General features: G+C 41.1%; 6 protein-coding genes. All 6 read right to left on the bottom strand.

Annotation, left to right across the window (positions count from 1 at the left end; translation table 11 throughout):
- Positions 1–183: 183 nt before the first annotated feature.
- The 6 genes from DFP80_RS04480 to DFP80_RS04455 all read right to left on the bottom strand — a co-directional run bounded on the left by DFP80_RS04480 (position 184) and on the right by DFP80_RS04455 (position 18,156).
- Positions 184–6,552, bottom strand: a complete 6,369-nt coding sequence (locus DFP80_RS04480) for a DEAD/DEAH box helicase family protein (RefSeq protein WP_113915620.1) — start codon at positions 6,550–6,552, stop codon at positions 184–186.
- A 3-nt stretch (positions 6,553–6,555) separates the two neighbouring features.
- Positions 6,556–9,810, bottom strand: a complete 3,255-nt coding sequence (locus DFP80_RS04475) for an STY4851/ECs_5259 family protein (protein ID WP_113915619.1) — start codon at positions 9,808–9,810, stop codon at positions 6,556–6,558.
- Between the two features lie 90 nt (positions 9,811–9,900).
- Positions 9,901–10,131 (bottom strand): hypothetical protein, encoded by a 231-nt coding sequence (locus tag DFP80_RS04470; protein ID WP_113915618.1) that lies wholly within the window; start codon positions 10,129–10,131, stop codon positions 9,901–9,903.
- Positions 10,132–10,296: 165 nt separating this feature from the next.
- A complete protein-coding gene (gene avs3b, locus DFP80_RS04465; RefSeq protein WP_147243835.1) occupies positions 10,297–11,049 on the bottom strand; it encodes an AVAST type 3 anti-phage protein Avs3b in 753 nt (250 codons plus the stop codon).
- The gene (locus DFP80_RS04460) at positions 10,976–17,281 is read right to left on the bottom strand and encodes an ATP-binding protein (protein ID WP_158601342.1); all 6,306 of its coding nucleotides are present in this window, start codon (positions 17,279–17,281) and stop codon (positions 10,976–10,978) included. Before DFP80_RS04460 ends, avs3b begins: the two co-directional genes overlap by 74 nt.
- Before the next feature lie 677 nt (positions 17,282–17,958).
- Positions 17,959–18,156 (bottom strand): AlpA family transcriptional regulator, encoded by a 198-nt coding sequence (locus DFP80_RS04455; RefSeq protein ID WP_113915615.1) that lies wholly within the window; start codon positions 18,154–18,156, stop codon positions 17,959–17,961.
- Positions 18,157–18,241: the final 85 nt, after the last annotated feature.

The raw sequence follows: 18,241 nt of genomic DNA, 5'->3' as shown, positions 1-18,241 counted from the left end.
AGGTATTTTTCAAGCCACTTGATCTATTTGGCGATAGAAATTTTAATGTCATTGACATCGAAAATAGGCATTTCTTTAAGTTTCCTTTACTTGAAGCTTTAGTATATTTCTAAGGTATGTTGTATTGATCATTTATATTCAATAACTCACCACCAGCTTTAAATAGCAGTGAGTTTTTCTTCGTTATGACTTAACGCTTACCGACAAATATGTTTGCCAATCACAGTTGTCACTATGTCCTATTTTTGCTTCTTTTTTAGTTTCACCTAACCTGTTGATTTGATCAAGTATACTTCGACGAAAATCAAAATTATGAAAGCCTCGTTCGGTCTTTAAACGCCAGTAGCCAAGCCCTTGATCAAAAATCACTTGAGCTTTTGAGCCTGATTTAAAAGCCAATTCAAGACTACGCCTGTGAGGAATTTCTGCTTTATTATTGAACACAACAGATGTATCAGGGCCACAAATTTTCTTTAGCCATCCTTTAAAAATGACTCCGTAGTCATCTTCGTATACCCAATCATGATGAATTGCAAAGCCAGGAGAGGCACTTTTTTTATCATCAAAGCATGTTATTACAGTTATCTCATTTTCTTGCGTTGAAAGCTCGCCAAGCATTTCAGCCAACATAAGAAGGCTAGAAGGACTTTGAAGATAACGGTCTGTATAACGAATAGACATGATTTCATCTTTTTCCATTAAGCTTTTCAGCCTTGAATCACTTTTTTTCAAGTAAGTGATTAATCGATTACCAAAGCCTTTCAAAGGACCATCAAGCTCAGCAAGAATTGCACAATCTGTAGCACCTTGAATAATTGTAGGTTCAGCAAAAGTTAACTCTTTTCCAACTATTTCAGACACAAATTCCGAGGTAACCGAAATGTCTGACGTAGAAAGCCAGCTATCACCAAATTTACGAGCATTATCATCTAAACATCCAATAGTGTTGCAAACACTATCAGTGCGCACTTGAATAACGGCAGGTATTGTTACGTTAGCTTCTAAAATCGCTATATTCATAGCGGACAGTTCAGCTAGGAAATCTCTCACCTCGCCTTCCCAATGCCTCACAGGAACAATCACTTGAACATTCAGCCCATTATGAAGCAAACCATGAAAAAATGATTTTAAGAAACCTAGAGAAATATCCCAATCATCAACATTGCTAGAAAGAATAAATTTAACCAGCGTTGGTTTATCACGCTGTAACGCGACAAATTTTTCTTTGATCGACATTGGGTTATATTTAACGTTTTCGGAACCAAACATGCTGAGGTACTTTTCTGGCAAATCAATATGATTAGCGAATTCAGCTCCTTCGAGCCAAGCCAATGCTAACTTGCGGTCTAGTCGGTCGATATCATGCCTAGAGTCAGACTCCAACAAACAAGAGTGACAGTAACGGTCACACTCATCCTTACACTTAAGGGTTGCCGTCATTTTTCGAAGCAGACTATCTATTAAAGTAGCAGCCGAGATCGAGAATCCTGCTCCACCACTCACCGTATCAAATAACTGAATGACTTGTACTTTAGCGCCTTGGCCCACAATCGCAGGTCTAGTTCCGTAGCCAACTTCATTAGATGAAATACCAAGGTTATCGACTAATGCCTCTCTAAGAGCGACAGCTAAAGTCACCGCAATATTTTTATCATTCAGATACTCAGCTGTTACTGGGTTTCGGAGCACTAATTCAAAAACATCCGTTGTGGTATTAAAACCAAGATGGATACTTTCCATTATTTTACCAGTTGCACCACACTCCGGTTTACCGTTTTCATCACGTTGAAACTTATTTGGCATAGGTGGCCTATGCAGTTTATCAAGCGACATCGTCTTTGGCTTCTCCTCAGTGGCCGTCATAGATTCGGCACGCCCACAGCCAAGACAAAGAGCATAGCCAGTACCATGTAAGCCTGAACTGTGATAGAAAACATGTCCTGATGTATCAATAACCATGTGACCTAGTTCAGGATTAGGCAATAATATTTTATCACCTTTACCCATAACCCATGGATTCTGAACGGGAATGAAAGCCGTCTGCGATACATTATTGCTTGGAGGCTGATAGAAATCTGCTACAAAACCTATTGGTTGAATTACCCTACGTTGATCTTTTAATTTGATGGGTTTGGCACAAGCGGGATTACTGCACATAATATTGTTTTGTTGACTAAGATCCGGCTCATATCCAGTTTGTCCACAATTTGAGCAGTGCCACGCAACATCAAATTTTTGTATTTCTTTAAGCCCTTCTACATGGGCTTTCTGCCAACCCAATGATATACCAGCCGTTTTGTGCACACGACCATCAAGAACAATTTCTGTCCCTGGTGCATATTCACGAATGGCTACTGCGAGATTTCGGCTTGGTAAGCCTCTATTGATCGAAACATTGTCTTCACGGTCATCTTGCTTTGTCTTTTTACTTTCTTTCTCACGGATATAATCTTCAAGGTTCCCTACATTTAAATTAACCACATCTGTTGGAAAGCCATAACCAGGAAGAAAACCGCGACTAGCAAGATCACGTAGCAAGTACTCATTACACAGGCGATTTAAATCGCCATTCAGCTTATAAGCATAAGCACTTTCTTTATCCGCAGAACCAAGCTCTGCCTGAATGTATTGATATTCTTTCAGCCATCTTTTGTTTAAAAGTTCGATCGTTTCTGAGGTTGTATTGACTAAACTTTCTACTCTTGAATTTTCAAGCTTCGTCTGTAGCTTAAGCGTTTCAATTTCTTCTTCTAATAGGAGTTGGTTCCCACCAAGCCAATTTATAAAGCGAGAACAAGGAGCATGCTCTGAGGCTTCAGACGTATAGAACCACTCTAAACTTAAGAAAAACTTTTCTTTTGCTGTCTCGCCAATTACATTGCGTAAAAATATCCCTAATAAAAACGCATTGATATGACGTTGGACTATTTTAGCTGAACTGAAGGCCACATGAGGCGCAGGAATGACAGTTTCAAAAGGCCATTTTGGCTTGTTAAACACATACTGATCATGTGGGTTATTTTTACATATCGTAAAACCAATAGCCCGTGCCTCTTTAGAACGCCCTGCACGGCCAGCACGTTGAAGATAATTAGCAGGGTGTGGCGGAACATTATTCATTACAACAGCTGAAATACCACCAATATCTACCCCCATCTCCATTGTAGTTGAGCAGTTTAAAACGTTTTTTTGTCCTTGCTTGAATCGTTCTTCGTACCTCTCAAGCTTCTCTGCTGATTGCTGCGCAGAATGCTCTGCAGACGTATAATAAAATCCACCTTCAACAACTCGATCATTGATATCCGTCCATAAATTCTGCTGTCGTAGCTGACTGATAGTTTCGTTAGCGGACACATTTTCTCGAATAACTGAGATATAACGACTGTTATCAGTAGATGTATCAAGCTCCCAGATACTAGGCAAATCAACCTGTTTACATAGGTACTTTTCAGGTTCTTTTTCTGGAAATTTATTCCAAGGGATATAGGGAGTAATGTCTTTAAAAACAGTGTCAATTAATTTGTTCGTGATTGGGCAAACGTAAGCCTTTGTCATCAAGGAAAAACTAATGGTATCCAATCTAAGCTGGTACTGTTTACCTGAAAACTCACTAAGCGCTTTCGACTTTCCACTAACCAAGCAATTCCATGCAGCTTTTAACCAAATATTGATGATGGCTTCAGCCCTTGCCTCTGTTGGATCTAACTTGCTTGCTTTAGCCAACAGAGAAATAAGTCGAGATTGCTGTCTGGCTTTTGGTCTCACCTGTGGCCAAGGCTTTACTCTATTTCCTTGATCATCTTTCGACTCTGGACTGATTAATGACTTAGAGAAGAAACGCATTCCAATCCATTTAGACCAATTATCATTGAGCTGAACAAAGGTGTTTTCTCGAACATGGAAGTTCATGCAAACCACGAGAAAATCTTTCCAGTCTTTTAGAGAGTGCCCATACTCAGACCACCTTTCCGGCACAGAGGTGATCGATTCAATCCCAGGATATACGATACGTACTAACCCCTGAGTCTCTACGTTATTGCGGTATTTAGGTCGACGAGCTATCTCCCTTGTTAATATCATCTCAGATAACTTAGTTGCGTCATTATTATCAAATGCATCAGGATCTAAGTATCGATTCTCCCAAGTCATAGAGTGGGAAACATTTTGATCCATTCTCAGCTCCCGAATCAAATCATTCCATGTAACAGGCATAGGTGTCTGTTTCTTTGCTTCGGTCAATAAAGAGAGATAAGTTTTGAGGTCGTTCGCTTCATTAGGGCTTTCCATTTCAATAAATTTCAAAAGACTCTTTATCTTTTCAGATGACATGGAAATGAAGTCTTTGACACGCTTTAGAAGCTCGGGATCAACATCTGCTTTTTCTTCGATATGTTGTTTTAATTCGCGAACCATAATGCCACGTAACAAAGAGCGTTCAGCTTCTTGCTGCATACTCACTGACATTTTGGCTGTGCCTTGCCGACTATCTGTAAAAGTAATTAAACGTCGGCCACGTGCAGGAAGCTCAGCAGGTGTTCGCTTGATCTCAGCATCATCCTCCGGCTCAAAGTCTGGACAATACTCTAATATGGTGGGTACAGCATTTGTAGAGTAAAACGGAGCACCCAACATACAACGTCTTAATGCTTGACCGTGAACCCCTCTTCCAGAATGACCACAATCTGAGCATACTGGCTTATCTGGTTCTTTCTCTTTCTTCGCGCCGTCACGTACAAAAAGTTGAATGTTTTTTTCATCTAATGACTCATTGCCATCCTTCGTAAATTGCCGCAACACATAGTTGTACTCATCAGATGCCTTTGTTCCTACGACAATAAGACCAGAAGGTTTTGAAGTTTGACTTTGTTCATCCGCTCTACCTTCTGAACTATCTAGGCTATCACCCTCTTCTTCATCTAAATCACCTTCCGTTAAGGTAAACTCATCATGGGAGCGATCAACCCAAGGCATTAGCTTGCTGTTATTAGTATCAATCGTACCTAATAAATGTGGGGCACTACACTCATTACAAAATGCTAACTCTAAGACAGGCGAGCCACATTCACAGTGTGGGCGTTGCTTTGTGTAAACATAGCCATATGGCCAATCCTGCTCTAATTTTGTGTGCTGTTTATGAGAACAATTTGGGTTCACACAAGACCAAAGCCCACTTAGAGTCCGCTGGAAGTAATGCGAACGTACTTTTAAAAAGGCTTCAGATTTAGGGGATGCTTTAGTGTTTGTACATAAGTCTAACCAGCGATAAATCTCGCTTTCTTTTAGCTTAAAGAGCGACATATCAGAAACCAAATCATCAATTGACTTCGGTCCTGTACCTTCAGTAGTTAGGATATTGCGAAGAGAGACAGCAATTCGTGATTCTTCTAGTGCTCTAAAACGTTCGGCTGATACATCTTCCTTTTGCTCATCTTTTGACTTAGAAGGCTGTTGCCCTTCAGGCTCGATAGCTTCTATTTCATCTATCGTACGACTAACAAGATCTACTTGAGTAAGTTCTGGGACAACTCGTTTGCCGCCAATCACCGCAACCTGATCAACCGAAATATTTGCTAAATTAGCTAAGTAACGCTTTAAACTCTCTTCTGCGTCTTTTCCTGCGATTGTTGCGGATGTAGCTACAAAACGAATGTCCTCCGCTTTCACCTCAAAAGCTTGCATCACACGACGCAACTGTAATGCTAACTCAGCGGCTTGTGAGCCAATGTAAGTATGTGCCTCATCTAGCACAATCCAGCGTAACTTACCTTTAGATTGTTCAATGATAGGCGCATCCGCTTGGCGGATCAGCATATACTCAAGCATAGTGCCATTTGTCACTAATATTGGCGCTGGATCATCTCGCATTCCTTTACGGCACATTACATCTTGCGGATTTGCGGTTTGCTTTTGGCGATCTTTGCTTTTCAGATTTTCTGGCGTTTTACCATTGTAAAGACAGAAACGTATATCACCTTCAAAGTGCTTGGTCCAAGCATTCAAACGCTCTCGTTGAGAGTTGATCAATGCATTTAGTGGGTACAAAAAAATTGCCCTGACGCCTGTGAGCGCTTGCACTGATTGCACTGATTCGCGATACAAATCTTCAAGCACTGGCACCATAAAGCATTCTGTCTTACCTGAGCCAGTACCACTGGTAATAATTCGGGACTTAGGAGTCTCATCAAGTAGATCAGTCCATGCCTGGTATTGGTGCGCATAAGGTCGAATATTTCTGCTCAAGACATATCGGCATCTACATTTCTCATCCCGCTTACAATTCGGCTTATGTGGCGTATCATCTAATGCGTTTAGAACTTCTGTGCTTAAAATTGCACCGTATTTTGCTTCATTTAGATCTTTGATTGTGACTTTTGATGGCTCCCAACCAAACATCTGTTCGAAAACTGGCCCATGAACAAAAGGCTCATCGTTTTCAAATAAATCATTTAAATGGATACGCAAATTAGGTTTATTAATACCTAGGACACTCAATGTCGCTTCTTTTGCACGAGAGTTAGCTTGCTTTTTAAGTGTTGAAAAATACTCTTCCATGATTTACTCCGTAGCAAAAATAGATAAACAACATTGGAAAACAGAATTAAACCAGTCATGATCAAAATCCATGATCTGTCTTAGTAATAAATTATTTACGTCAGGAACGCCCAATACATCACTCCAAGTAGTCAGATTTGAAACAACCGCTGCTGCTACAATTGGAAATAGCATCACAGAAGTCTGAAACTGATGCGGGATATCAAAACACATTAACTCCGAGTTATGCTGTAAAACCCACTGATTAAAAGCATAAGAATAATGTGTTGGCCAATTATCATTTTCAGCGTTAGAACGAAGCAACTCCTCCCGCCAACTGTTGACTATTGCTGGGTACATGGCCCCATAGGCTTTACTTAGCTTAAATATCCCAGATAGCCCTAAAAAGTTGACTAGCTCATCTTTTTTTCGCGAAGAAAAAATATTAATTAACTCTTCAGGGTAGGCCTCTTCTGCCATTGATGCTCGGTAGCGTGATATGGCGCTATGCCACAATTGCAGGGGAATCAATTCCCATACAATATTGAACTCTGTTTGAAATCGCTGCATCAGCTCTTCTGTTTTATGCTTACTTACAAATAGATAACACACAAGGCACTTAGGATGATGTGCTAAAGATTTCCACACCTCAAAAGTTTGCATGGGTAAATAAGCATAATTTTCAAATAATGCATCAAGATACAACCAGCCTGAATGCGAAAAATTAACGACCATATCCTCAAAGATCGGTAAAAAAGCATTCGGATTTGTTACTGGATGAAACTCTGAAACCGCCTTATTGAGCGTCTTAGCTTTGTCAACATTCAAGCTAGAATGGTTGGCGGCTATGAATACCGATCTAAAAGGTATTTTTGATGACCTTGCCGGTACGGCAAGTCTTGGCGAACTAACTAACAAAGGCAGCTCGAATTTACCTATTGGAGCCTCACTAGAAGTCCTCTGTTGAAGTTTTATTGGTTTTTCCTCTGGGTTTTCTAAATTAATAAGCTCAACATGTAAATCGCCGAAATCAATGACCTCCCGCTCATCAAACGACAAGATCAAGCCCTCTTTACGAGGGCTCGTCGTATAGCGCCCTATTTGAAACTGTATAGAGTCACAGCTCGGACTACTAACAACCATTCGAACAGTTTCATCCAATCCATCAGAAGTCGCCAGCAGCTCTTTGATTTTATCGCTTAATTCATATAGGTTGATTTCACTGAAACACTCGCGCACGGTGTAACTATAATTAACTGATACTCTATCCATTGAGCGCGTGGGCGCTCTAAGCTCAATATCGAATTTGGTGATACCCTTATTTGGTTCTGAGAATAGTAAAGCGCGTGCTCCTAGCAAATCTTCTACAGTTATGCGGCGACTTAGCTGGTTCCCACCACCATCAAATAACAGTGCGCCTCGGGCAGGGAAAGGTACTTTCAAGGCGATTGGCTCGGCTAATAGATTCGCTCTAATCTCAAGCTCTATCTGAGCTGGTGGCGAATCGTCAACAGACAAGTCAAAACGTTTACCAGTTTCAGTCTTGAACACTTTGTTTGTAATATCAGTGGTAACTCTGGAGTTCAGATTTTGCTCACAATTGAGTAACAATGATCCTTTTCGCGGAGAGTTTCCTGGCTGGATTTTAATTTCTAAGCTGTTAGGTAAAATAGCAATTTTTCTTCTGTAGAGTGTCTTATTATCGACTTTTACGCGTAAAACCTGTCGACCATACATACTGGCAATACGATCCCATTCACCTTGTTCATGATCCCCTATATAGAGCTTTGCATCTGGGTATAAACACCTCAACTTAGGGAGCCCCTTATAAACTGGGTACCCTTGAACTGTCTCAAACTCTAGCTCAGGGCCTTCAATCTCAAGAAGCTCCTTAGAAAAAGCATCTGCTTTAGTAGAAATAATATACTGATCTGATTCACCTTCAATATTTGAGCTAAGCGTCAGGTCACCTGAAAACCGTATGCATTGGAGTGCTCCGTCAAACTCTGTGTGATCTAAAATCACAGCAGAGTTATCTGAATTAGATATTTCAAAAAAGCTAGGGGCGACAACGCAAAGATTAGAGGCTTTTTTACTGAAGCTGCCCTGCCCTACTATTTGATTTACTTCGTCAACCTGCTCAAGCACAACAGGCATATCAGATAGTAAAATAGCGGAACTAGGAATCAGCTCTTGATACCGAATAGTACCATCTTGCATGACAACTAAACTTAAAGGCGCTTCCCAGCGCTTTCTCGATAGTTGAAAACTTGTTGCTCGCAAATGTAACGTTGTATGGTTCTCAGAGGATTCTAAGCGAACGCGGCCCATGCTTTTAAGCTGCTGCTTACCTTCGTAAATCAATAGTTCTGCATTTGGGTGTGAAAACGCCTTTCGCCCAATTGATATCTGTAGCTGTTTATCGCAAACAACTTTCGCTGAGAAACCCAGTTCATCCGTGTTTGAAAGCCATTGAGTAAGCGTTAGCCGCCTCTGTTGTTTCTTCGTTTCTTGACGTTGTGAAGCAGCAGATTTTAATAGTCCAGCTAAAAACTCATTGCCTGTTGAATCATCTAGTGGAATCGGGAAGCTATTACGCCATAACGGTAACGAATGATCCAAGTGCATTACTGGATCAGATTGAGTATCGAGCTCATAGTGATCAATAAAGCCATATAGACGCTCAACCATCTCATTCAGCAACAGTACTGTTGTGTCCTGCTTAAATGCATCAGGCATTCTCTCTAATTGCTTTTGGATAAGAGGAATAGGAGACACGCCAAACGATTTTGCTTTATCGAACTCACCCAAAAGCTTTTTGAATAGCTGCTGAAAACGGCTCCCTTCACTAGCGAGCAAGCCAAAAGGAAGACCACCTTCACTGAAAATAGAGCCAAGATAATCATTACGCTCACTTTCATAACGATTAACTCGTCGCCCCCAATAGACAAAGCCTTTTTCAATCAAGCCAGGTCGTTGATTTGCCTCCACTTTATAACTCAAAGCAACCCAAATACCATCCCATGACCAACCCGCCTTGTATTCACGTCGATACCACTCCGAGCAGAATAAACAAAAAGCAGCGCACCACTCATGACTTTTTATTCGTTCACCACTGACTGATTGCCGCTTAAGAACTATTTTGAGTTCTTGGTACTCAGTATCTGTGAGTTGATATGTAAATAATGGTTTGAAAGTCGCTTTCTCCAAACCACGCTTGTGCAGCATGGTTTTTAACCAGTACTCGCTTGAATGAGGGATGTGTGTAGTGACATCCATATCGATTTATCCTTATATTGAGTCATTAATTAATTCTATCTTTACTCGATTTTCTTCTATTCGAGTTTTCGCTTTATTTATTCCACCAGCCTATTTATTAATATCGCCAACACTTTTACCCCACTCTTTTAGGTCTTGCACACGTCGCTCATCCATCATTATTAATGTGTTAAGCGCAGTTACTTTTGCTGTTGAAGCCTGTTCATCTATGGCTTTTTTCAGAAGGTCAAGCGCTTCGACCTGCCCCTCTAATGATTTCATAGTAACTTGCTCAAATTGATCATTCTGCTGTTGCTGTAAGACAAACGAATAAATTGCCAAGCCTAATGCTGCACCAGAAACAGACTGGCTCCAATACCAAACGTAGTAGAAAAGTAAGACGCTTCTTAAAGGCTTGGATAGTCGTCCCTGAATAATGGCGATAACAAGTATTACAGGAAGCTAGAAGTATTTAGCTAAACCTTTAAATGTATAACTGCCCATTATTTATTCTTCTATCGCATCTTGTGCTTCGGCATTAGCTAAATGTTTACGCCAATCTGCGGCAAAGCATTGTGCCACCTTGCTAAAGCTTTCTAATTGGTTGATACGCTTTTCCAGTTCTTGGTATTTCTTTTTATCCGAGTGTGCGCCAAAGTGGGTGTCGGCTTCTCCATACATAAGTTTTGCTAGAAAGGTTTCTGGATCGTCTTCTAAGCCTGCATTTTCTATCAGGTTGAGCCATTCTTTAGAGCCTATGGCGGCGGATGTAGATGCGCACATTAAAGCATGTCGGATAAGAATCTTAGCGGTGGTGTCTATAGACTCTATAAGCTGTAAACTCTGTGTTTGAGACTCGTCTAATTGATACTCCTCAGTAATTTTTTCTGATGGGTCAGAATAGCAAGGCCTCGTACTTTTCGGATTTAGGTCATGCAAGAATTCCAGCAATGGGCGGAATTCGCTTAACGGCGTTGAATGCTCTGCTAGACCAGCTCGGTGTTTCCAAAGAGATAATATTGCTTCAGCGCAAACTCGTCTTTTCTCAATACGCTCTTCTTCCACGGCCTGTTCTGCTTCTTGCATTAATTCAGCAATGTAATGAGCCATCCATCGCCCTAATGTATCAACGGATTTATCCAAATCGAGCTCTTGGGTCAGTTTCTTCCCCAGCTCTAATACCGCCTCACACCGTAACAATTCGACCGTCGGTTCGGATAAGGAAGAGTCTGGTATTGGGGGGGATATAGCGGAAGCCATGATCATCACTCCTTTCATCATTAAAATATTTCGCAGTGCGCTCAATCTCAACTTTTACGATGAGATCCATATTGAGTCGTTGTAATAGCCGAATAACAAATGGATAAGAGACTTGTAGCAGTGAGCCATGATCCAGTTCGGTATCTCGATCATTTTCACTTAACTGCCCCCATAAATAGGATCGAGCCACCTCTTCTTTCATTTCGGTGAACCAATTTCGTTTCTCAGTATCTGAGGTTATCTGCATCAATTCACAAATATAAGACGCTAATTTAGGTGCTGGATATTGGATCTCTCCTCGCCAAGGGTCTTTCTCATCTAGCCCACTGCAAGAATAGTCATCAGAAACCCAGCCTTGCAATTTGAAGTCATTGAAATCTAGCTGGAGATGTTCGTTATCTTCCGTTGAAGGAATACAGTAATCATGGGGACTAATAGTACTTTGCAAAGCTCTTAATAGGGCCTGAGAGTTGTCAGGTGACACTAGGGCACTGCGGATACTAATAGATTCTTTTCTGCTTTTACTTTCCCGAGCCCATTCATTATTAACCTGAATCCACTGCCCCCATAGATTTAAACGCTCTGTTTCAGTGATTAAAACTCGCTCAAAATCTGTTTTATTGAGATTCAAGCGCCATTCTTTGAAATCAGGCTCATTTTGCCACGCAGATTTTGCCAGTGGATTGGGATCACGACGATCAGCCAACCAACGTTGGTTATATCGACAAAGACCATGTTCTCTTAGCCAAATGGAAAATTGATCTGTTTGTCTTTCACTATAAACATCTTTGCATACAGGATTTTGAGTTAACAATTTCCCTGCGACCACCATAATGGCATGGTATGAAAGATAAAACTGCAAATCGTCCGTTTTCGGTGAGGAACTTTGTGAATGACGCGTATCTTGCCATTTATAAATATTCTTGGTGTAACGGGCATCGTTATCACCTCGCGCACTACCTTGCCCTCCCCACTCATCTATAATGATTTGAGCGGCTTCCTTTTCAATGTATTGCTGAGTAACACCAAAGCACCTTGCTAACGGCTCAAACCAATAAGGCCTCATATCAATGCCGAAATAGAATTGCTTTTCTTCTGTATTTTCATAAACAACATGCTTAGGAGACCTTGAAGAACGAATCCTTTTTTCAGATTTAATAATAGGGAAAGGTGAAGTATTTACCTGTACTAAACGCTGGTATGTTTCTTCTGGTAGCACAAGACATTTTTGCTTCACTAACTCTAATAGTGCTTGTTTAGCGAATGCTTGTATTAATACATGAGGCTCATTTAAGAAAACGTTCTGTAGCAGATAATCTTGGTAGCAAGCCACTTGCTCAGGGGATTCTTGGGCTGAGCGAGCTAAGGCAATCAGTAGCCAAAGACGAGCATGTAAGTGGTAAAAAGGCAAACTGGCATCGACAAATACCGACGAAATGGTATGTCCATCCATTACCACAATTTGAGGTAAGACGGCTTTATCGTTGAAGTAGGCTAATGTCCGTACTGCATGAGCTGCTTCCCAGCGAAGGCTTGCTTGAGGCGCTGCCAAACAACTCCATAGGTAACCTGCTAACGCTGTGTTTATATCCGCAGGAGGCATAAGCTCGGTAGACCAAGGGCCATCACTATCTTTTTCTTCTAATACATCTTCAAGTAAATCCAAGCCAAAATTCAGAGCCTCAATGGACTGCTCTCTATCCAGTTTGCTGACAAGAAAGCCCGCCCATTTGAAATAATGTTTTTTTTCTGGTGTTTCGGTTGCTTCTGCGATACCAAGCAAGACTTGATCAATTAATTCTTCCTGAGTTAAGCCAGCGAGCTCATATACCTGCTGCATCGGTAGGGATTGGTAATATTGATTTAAGCTAAATCTGGAGAAAGATCGGCGACAAAGTGTTTTGATCATATTGGCTAAAGCAGGTTTGATCGCTAAACGCTTTTGCCATTTTTCGGGAAAATACTCCAAAAGATCTCTAATCTCGTTAAAACCAAAACAAGTTGCATCGCTTATAGCATTAATAAAATCTGCTTCCTTACCCACACCTACATGACGGCAAGCTTCGCTAAAAAACGGCCCTTCAGAATAAGACCGATCACTTGCACGAAATTTCTTATAAGCCTTTCGCACACCATCCGCTTGGTATAAATCCACCTCTGAAAATATACTCGTCCAATCTTTTTCTTCTTCAGTAGAGCGGCCCACTTTCAAATCATCATAGTCATCATGTCTTTGACCTATCTGTTGCGGCGTGTTGTTTTCCATGCATTGGGAGAAGTCATCAATAGTAAGCTTATACTTCTGCAATAAGACTTGGAATGCTTGCCAGTCTTTCCAACTTTGCTCTTCCAACGAGAAGTAGCGGAACATATACTCTGCAACTCTCTGCTTTTCTTGCTGATCGGCTTCATTCGCAAGATAATAAGACAGTAATTGAGGAATATTCCAATCTGCCCGAATACACAGCAAAGCCAATGCAGATTTTGGCGCTAAAGCTTGTTGCTCCAGCAAATGCAGAACTACTACAGGAAGAATGCTTTGATGATAACCAAAATCTCGATCTCGCCAGCGGCTGACAATGGTTAAAGCGGAAGTAGGGCATAAAGTAGTTATCGCTTTAATGGTATCATCCCAACCCAAATCTTCAGAACGCCCTAGATATTCATGAGTAAGCTCCGCACAGCGTGCTAATTTATATGCTGTCTCTGGCTGAAAATCAGAGCTTGCCTGAGGATAGTTCGCTAAGGTTAGCAAAGCTTTCCACCGATCAAAGTTTTCATCCCCTACTTTACTGGCAACTTGAATAGCCTGATCAAAATAAGCGTTTGCCTCAGACTGGCTTAACGCCAATACCGCCCGTGATAATTCGATGCATTGGTTAATTTGCGTGTCAGCATCTTCTCTTATTGCATTGATGCGCTCAAAAGAGGCGCTAGCAAACTCTAAACCGTATTCTTGCAGTTCTTCTCGGCGAGAGGATATTCGAGAGAGATATGTCGAAGTGGGAGTGAGTAATCTTTCTATCTCTTCTGTTGCATAGTCATAAAAGGCCTGCCAATTGGATTCACTAACCTTGGGTAAAGATAGCAAACTCGTAAACCAGACAAGGATGATTTCATTGCTAATCAGCACTTTATCATGATCATAGATATGTGCAGCGGCGTTACCGGACAGAGCTTTCGTGACTATCAGCTCCTGAGCGTATTCTTGTTCACCAATGCTACCAACAAACACTTTTCCCCATAGCTGATACCAAGGTAACAACGCTCCAATATTCTCTTTAAGGCGGCGAACACCCTCTACATGAGAGTAGCTGCTCTTGTTTGATTGCAGCTCTTTTTTTATTTCACTAGAAGCTAGATCCACTAACTCAACAGGCCGATTCAGTAAACAACCTTTAAGCACATAAGCCCATAGCAACACGGATTTACTTGCCGTGGCTTCGTAGCGTGCAGAGAAGCTTGGTGGTGGCGTTTTTGGCAAATAACGAGTGAGTAAATCTGTTAGATTTTGGTTGCTGGTAATAGAATGGATATAGACAGATTCCACCAACGCAGTAATAGCTTGCAAATTAAGCTTATTGGCGGAATTAAATTTAGCTCGATTGACTAATTTGTAACAGCGTTCCACTGACTTTTTGGGGATGACCTTATGAACTTCTCTTAGTTCTTGATTGATTGCCAACACAAGGTAGACATTATTTTCCGCTGCGATGGATAAAGCTTCTAGTTCTTTATAACGTCCTTGATCTATTAGCCTTTGGGCTAGGATTCGTCCCACATCATAGGATATTGATTTAGGACTCCAACGCCTCAACTCAACAGCGCATGAGTTAACGTCATCAATATTAAGATAAGCCCAGATCACATTAGCAATATCCTTTCGACTAACCCTTTCCTTATCTTTTCTATCTTCTGACAACTTACTCCAATTTCTAAGCCACTCATCAGCCATGCGCAATTTAGAACGAGCCTCACCTAAAAGATCACTTTTACCCGATAGCATTGAGGCTTCATAAGCATAGTGTCCACCCATCCATGAAGTGCTAAAGACGCGCTGGGCCACAAGCTCTTCCAGTTTCTCGCTACTCAATAAGCAGGAAACAAGATCGGTATTTTGCTGTAATACTGCTCTTTGCCTTTTATCCCCTGCGTTTTCACCACCCGCTTTAAGTGCCAGCTTCGTGGCATCGGTATAGCGTTTTTCTCGCAAGCAGGCTTTAAAGGCAAAATCTAATCGCTGTAGTTCAATATCTCGTTTTTCGATAGGGCTGGTATCGGGAAGCGCTTGAGACGATAAAGCAAGCTCAATCAATTCTGCCAACATTCCAGCTTCTAGCATTAATTGCGGTAAGGTTGCTGCGACATAGGCACTGCTTGGCGCAATAACAATAAGCTTTGCAATAAATAGTGCTAACTTTTCTTTAGTAGGTTTAAAGTGTTCTCTAAACCACGTTTCGGTTGGTTCGTCCAAAAAGCGTATTCGGTCACCAGCAATAAATAACGGACGTTTAAGATCATAAACAAAGCTTCTTATTGCCGCTTCATCCACACCAGAAATAGACGACAGCACTGATATTGGGATAAGAGGACGTAAAGCTGCTAGCCCAGCGCAGACGCTGTCAATTTGTTCTTTATCTATATTTCCCACAGCTTCATCACGCAGCTTCTCGACAGAAGATTTAAGTAAATTAGCTATTGTGTCTTCTACCGTCGTAGGCGTTGGGCCAAGCCAACGTAACATATCTGGTAAACTTAACTGCTGTGCAAGGGCTAACGCTTGCACTCTAGGATTCTGGGAGCTGAGTCGATGAAATTCGCTGACATCCTGTACCTGAGCATCAGGAAAGGTTTGTTTTAAATAACGCTCTGTTTCTTCTTGTTCAAATGGCAATAAAGACAAAGCCAAGGTTTGAGAAGGCGGAGACAAATGCTCACGTCGATGGCTGCGACATAAAAAGATTAAGCGAACACCATTCGGCATTTGTTCACGAATCAAATCTCGAACAAAAGCATGATGACTCCCTACTTCCATTGCAGCCATTTGTGCGTTATCTGCTGCATCAATCACTAAATAAAGTAATGCCTTAGCATTATGGCTTCGTAAGCTAGCGATGCTTTGCTGAACACGATAAAGAAACGCCCGCATATAAGCAGACGAATCGGCATGAGGAGTTGGTATTAGAGGGTGACACAAACCTTTTGCTGCTAATTCATTGGCAATCTGAATAAGTGCATCTCGATGCCGATGACGGTAACCACTGGCACTGCGATATTGTCCGTCACCAAAGCAGTCATACAAGATCCCATCATTCTCATCATCAACCAATTGAGAAAGAATCCGTGTAGCAAATGCTGACTTCCCTACACCACCATCAGCATGAATGATGATAGGAACGCCTTCAGTACTTTTTATCTGCTCAAATAAATCTTGCTCTTGATTACGGGCAATTAGGTTATCTACTTGCTTTATTAAGCATGGGGCTGGAAACAAACGCTCCTCAGTCGTTTTCAGCACTCTAAGAACATCTATTTTCGTAATCGAAGGATTATCAGTACCTTTTGAAGTAGCCTTTCCTGTGACAAGTTCTTTTAACGCTGTTGGCACATCTGCATCAGAATCTGGTAAATAATTTTTTAAGTCTTGAACCAAACTCAGCGCTTCACTCCTTAAACCATCTTGCTCTCCCTCTAAAGTCAGTAATTGACAAAATTCTGACAACGCTTGACCGCTAAGGCCTGTGTAGCCTTTAAGCTTCTCATGGTTAGTTTTATCAGTAATTGACTTACCTAACGCAGCATCCTTTACCGCTTGAACAAACTCTGTATGGATTGGTCGGTTGGTTAGAAAAACGAATTCAAGCTTTTCATGAAAGTTAACTGTTGAATAATTTAGAAGGAGTTTTTTATAGCGCTCAGCAAAACCTTTAATGGTTTTTTGTAAACCGCTTGGGGACCAATGCTCATCTTCTTGATGAGTAGAATGCTTAATCTGAACATAACGGATTCGAGAAGCTTGTTCTATATGCTCACTACCGAAGTATTCGCCAACATCAACCAGCTCTTCCCCATCCTTAATTTGCTCTGTCCCTTCCCTTAGTGAAGGACCTTCAATGGTGACAGCCTTTAACTCTGCTGTTGGAGAAAGCAACAACAGACACCGACGAGCCGCCCATATATAGTGAAATTGATCTCCGTCTCTACTGGCTCGTACTAAATCGGTATTTGACACTATCGCTTCCTTTTTATCTCCTTGTTCTTATTACTATACTCCATGGTCACTAGCTTTCCAGTGCTATTTCATAAGTGTAAGGAGTTAAGTCTAGTTACTTAGCAATCGACTCATCGTTTGATCAAACCGGTTGTTTGATAAAAGCCGAAATCCGTAAAGACCGATTAATGAAAGCCCATCCCACTCATAAGAGCGTTCTTTTCTTATCTACTGAACTGAATCACAAAGGGGCCATGAAAAATACATTGCTGATCATCAAGATCAACGTGTAAAAATGTTGCATTTTGAACAATTCTGGAAAAGCAATTACTGAAACAGTTAGCGTAGAATGAATGCTTAACAATTAAGCTCTTTTACTAGGGTATTTATAAGCTTTGTCCGCTCACTTTCTTTTTTACCTGTCCACCACATTCCTCCTTCAGCTAAAGACTCGGATTTTAAATGCCCCTTGAGCTTCTTAATTGCTCTCACACTTCCCGAAGTATCTTTTTTACACGTTCGATGGTTTAGACCGTGATTATCCCAGCCACTTGCACGGCAACGCTGGTACTCTCTTCTATTCCCATGAATAGCGCAATGTTGTTAATGAGTTTGAGCTTTTGTCTTCTTGGATTTAATCTAAGGCGTTGGTGTCTTATAATGAGGCCAATTGGACTAATTTTGATCTGAATCGATCATTACCGTTTAAATGAAGTCTCATCTCTTTGCTTTAATTTATCTTGCATCCATTCTAAAACCTCTGACTCAAGCCACCCTACCGCTCTCTCACCTAGGGTAATATTTTGTGGAAATTCCCCCTTGCTCATAAAGCTGTATACACTAGAACGACCCAACCCAGTAACACGGATAACTTCTTTTAATTTCATGAATCTCATTGGAATCCCCTTATATGTAATTTCTTCCAATGGATAACTTTCATCATTAAAAAATACCGTAATGGACGTTACTGAAGTGTGCTTT

Origin of the sequence: Marinomonas rhizomae, from assembly GCF_003315485.1 — a bacterium.
Lineage (GTDB): Bacteria > Pseudomonadota > Gammaproteobacteria > Pseudomonadales > Marinomonadaceae > Marinomonas > Marinomonas rhizomae.
This window is presented reverse-complemented; position numbering and strand designations above follow the sequence as displayed.

What these genes read in the sequence shown, in the direction of transcription:
- DFP80_RS04480 (WP_113915620.1), bottom strand. Translation starts at nt 6,552, where the DNA reads ATGGAAGAGTATTTTTCAACACTTAAAAAGCAAGCTAACTCTCGTGCA.
- DFP80_RS04475 (WP_113915619.1), bottom strand. Translation starts at nt 9,810, where the DNA reads ATGGATGTCACTACACACATCCCTCATTCAAGCGAGTACTGGTTAAAA.
- avs3b (WP_147243835.1), bottom strand. Translation starts at nt 11,049, where the DNA reads ATGGCTTCCGCTATATCCCCCCCAATACCAGACTCTTCCTTATCCGAA.
- DFP80_RS04455 (WP_113915615.1), bottom strand. Translation starts at nt 18,156, where the DNA reads ATGAGATTCATGAAATTAAAAGAAGTTATCCGTGTTACTGGGTTGGGT.